Genomic DNA, 2,644 nt, shown 5'->3' with positions numbered 1-2,644 from the left:
GCACGCCCCGCCAACTCCGCGAACGACACCGCGACACCACCCGCAACCACAGCGGTGCGCTGCGGGTTCGCGGCGGCGGCGCGGGCCAGGCGTTCGGGCAGCAGCGGTCCGGTGGGACGCTCGGTGGCGTTGGCCGCGGCGAGCAGGCGCCGCTCGTCCTCGGTGCGGACGTCGATGGTGCCGACGCGCCGACCGGGGTCGGCGGCCATGGCCCCCAGCACCAGCCGCAGCCGCTCGGCCATCCGCGCGGCGGTCTCGGCGTCGAAGCGGGCGGTGGCGTAGCGCAGCGTGCCCGCCAGCCCGCGGGTCCCGGGGCGCTCGGCGAACGTGAACTCCAGGTCGACCTTTGCCGCGCGCATGTCCACCGGGTGGATGCCGGACTCGGTGCCCAGCAGCGCCGGCCGGTCGGGGTCGCGCTGGTAGGTGAGCATGACCTGGAAGAGCGGGTGGCGCGCCAGCGAGCCGCGGGCGCCGCACTCCTGCACGACGCGGTCGAAGGGCGCGTCGGCGTTGGCGAAGGCGGCGACGTCGGCCGCGCGCACCCGCGCGAGCAGCTCGGCGGTGTCGGGGCCGCCGGAGAGGTCGGTGCGCAGCGTCAGCATGTTCAGGAACATGCCGACGGTGTCGTGCACCGCGGCGTCGTCGCGGTTGGCGGCGGGTGTGCCGATGGGGATGTCCTCGCCCGCGCCCATGCGGTGCAGCAGCACGGCCACCGCCGACTGCAGGACCATGAACGCGGTGGCGCCGTGCCCCTCGGCCAGTTCCAGCAGCGCGCGGTGCTCGGCGGCGCCGAGGGCGAAGTCGACGGCCGCGCCGGCGCCGTCCGGGGCAGCGGGGCGCGGCCGGTCGGCGGGCAGGTCGAGCTCGGCGGGCGCGCCCGCGAGGGCGCCGCGCCAGAACGCGAGCTGGCGCCCCAGGGGGCTCGCCGGGTCGCCGGCCTCGCCCAGCCACGCGCGCTGCCAGGCGGCGAAGTCGCCGTAGTCGACGGCGAGCGGCTCCCAGTGCGGTGCGCGGCCGGCGCGGCGGGCGGCGTAGGCGGCGTCGAGGTCGCGGACGAACGGCGCCTCGGACCACTCGTCGGTGGCGATGTGCGGGAACGCGAACGCGAGCACGGCCTCGCCCGGTGCGGTGCGCAGCAGCGCGGCGCGCACGGCGGTGTCGCGGGCCAGGTCGAAGGGCCGGTGCAGCACCTCGTGCACGTCGGCGTCCAGCTCGGGTTCCGCGACGTCGCGGACCTCCAGCACCTCGCCGACCTCCTCGGGCGCGAGGACGCGCTGGCGCGCGGCGGCGCCGCCGCTGCCGGGGGTGTAGACGGTGCGCAGGATCGCGTGGCGCAGGACGACGTCGCGCAGGGCGGCGGCCAGCGCGCCGGCGTCCACGGCGCCGCGCAGCCGGAAGGCGAGCGGGACGTTGTAAGCGGCGCCGGGCCCGTGCAGCCGGTCCAGGAACCACAAGCGCTCCTGGGCGTAGGACAGCGGCGCGGGTGCGTCGGGGTCGGCGCGCCGGGTGAGCGGCGGCCGTGCCGCGGGGCGCGCCGCCAGCAGGGCGGCGAGCCCGGCGGGGGTGGGGGCGTCGAAGAGGTCGCGCACGCGCGCCTCCACGCCCAGCTCGGCGCGGATGCGGTTGGCGGCGCGGGTGGCGAGCAGGGAGTGGCCGCCGAGGGCGAAGAAGTCGTCGGCGCCGCCGAGGGCGCCGGTGTCCAGCACGTCGGCCAGGATGGCGCGCAGCCGGGCCTCGAACGGCCCGGCGGGGGCCTCGGGCTCGTCCGCCGCGGCGAGGGCGGGGGCGGGCAGGGCCGCGCGGTCGGTCTTGCCGTTGGCGGTCTGCGGGAACTCCTCCAGCACCACCACGGCGGAGGGCACCATGTACTCGGGCAGGCGCGCGGCGAGGGCGGCGCGCAGCGCGGCGGGGTCAGGTGCGGCGCCGGCGGCCGGGCGGACGTAGCCGACGAGGCGCGGCCGGCCCGGCTCGTCCTCGCGGGCTGCGGCCACGGCGTGGGCGACGCCGTCCTGGTCGGCCAGAGCGGTCTCGATCTCGCCGAGTTCGATGCGGAACCCGCGGATTTTGACCTGGAAGTCGGCGCGGCCGACGTAGGCCAGCGCGCCGTCGGAATCCCAGCGGACGACGTCGCCGGTGCGGTACATGCGGGTGCCGGCCGGGCCGAACGGGTCGGCGACGAACCGCTCCGCGCTCAACCCGGCCCGGCCGTGGTAGCCCCGGGCCAGACCCGCGCCCGCGATGTAGAGCTCCCCGGCCGCACCGGCGGGCACCGGGCGCAGCGCGGCGTCGAGCACATAGAGGCAAGTGTTGGCGATGGGCGCGCCGATGGACGCGGGGGCGGCGGCAGGGCGGCGGCGGCCCGCCTCGATGCCCGCTGCGGTGGACCAGATCGTGGTCTCGGTGGGCCCGTAGAGGTTCACGACCCCCTCGGCGCGGCTTGCCAGCTCCTCGGCCAGCGCCTCCGGCAGCGCCTCGCCGCCCGTCAGCACCCGCAGGCCCGCGAGGGACTCGGGCCGCTCCTCGGCGAGCGCCCGCCACAGCGTGGGAGTGGCCTGCATCACCGACGCACCGGAGGACTCCAGCAGGTCGGCGAGTGCGGCGGGGTCGCGGACGGTATCGCGATCGGCCAGCACCACCGCGGCAC

General features: G+C 78.1%; 1 protein-coding gene. It reads right to left on the bottom strand.

The genetic code is table 11. The features are described from left to right. Positions 1–2,644, bottom strand: a 2,644-nt coding sequence (locus ABEA15_RS25485) for a condensation domain-containing protein (protein WP_345559609.1), incomplete at both ends; no start/stop codon positions are given.

Source organism: Streptomonospora halophila (assembly GCF_039542725.1).
In the GTDB taxonomy this organism is placed as follows: Bacteria; Actinomycetota; Actinomycetes; order Streptosporangiales; family Streptosporangiaceae; genus Streptomonospora; species Streptomonospora halophila.
The sequence above is the reverse complement of the archived record's forward strand: the minus strand, read 5'-3'. Positions and strand labels throughout refer to the sequence as shown.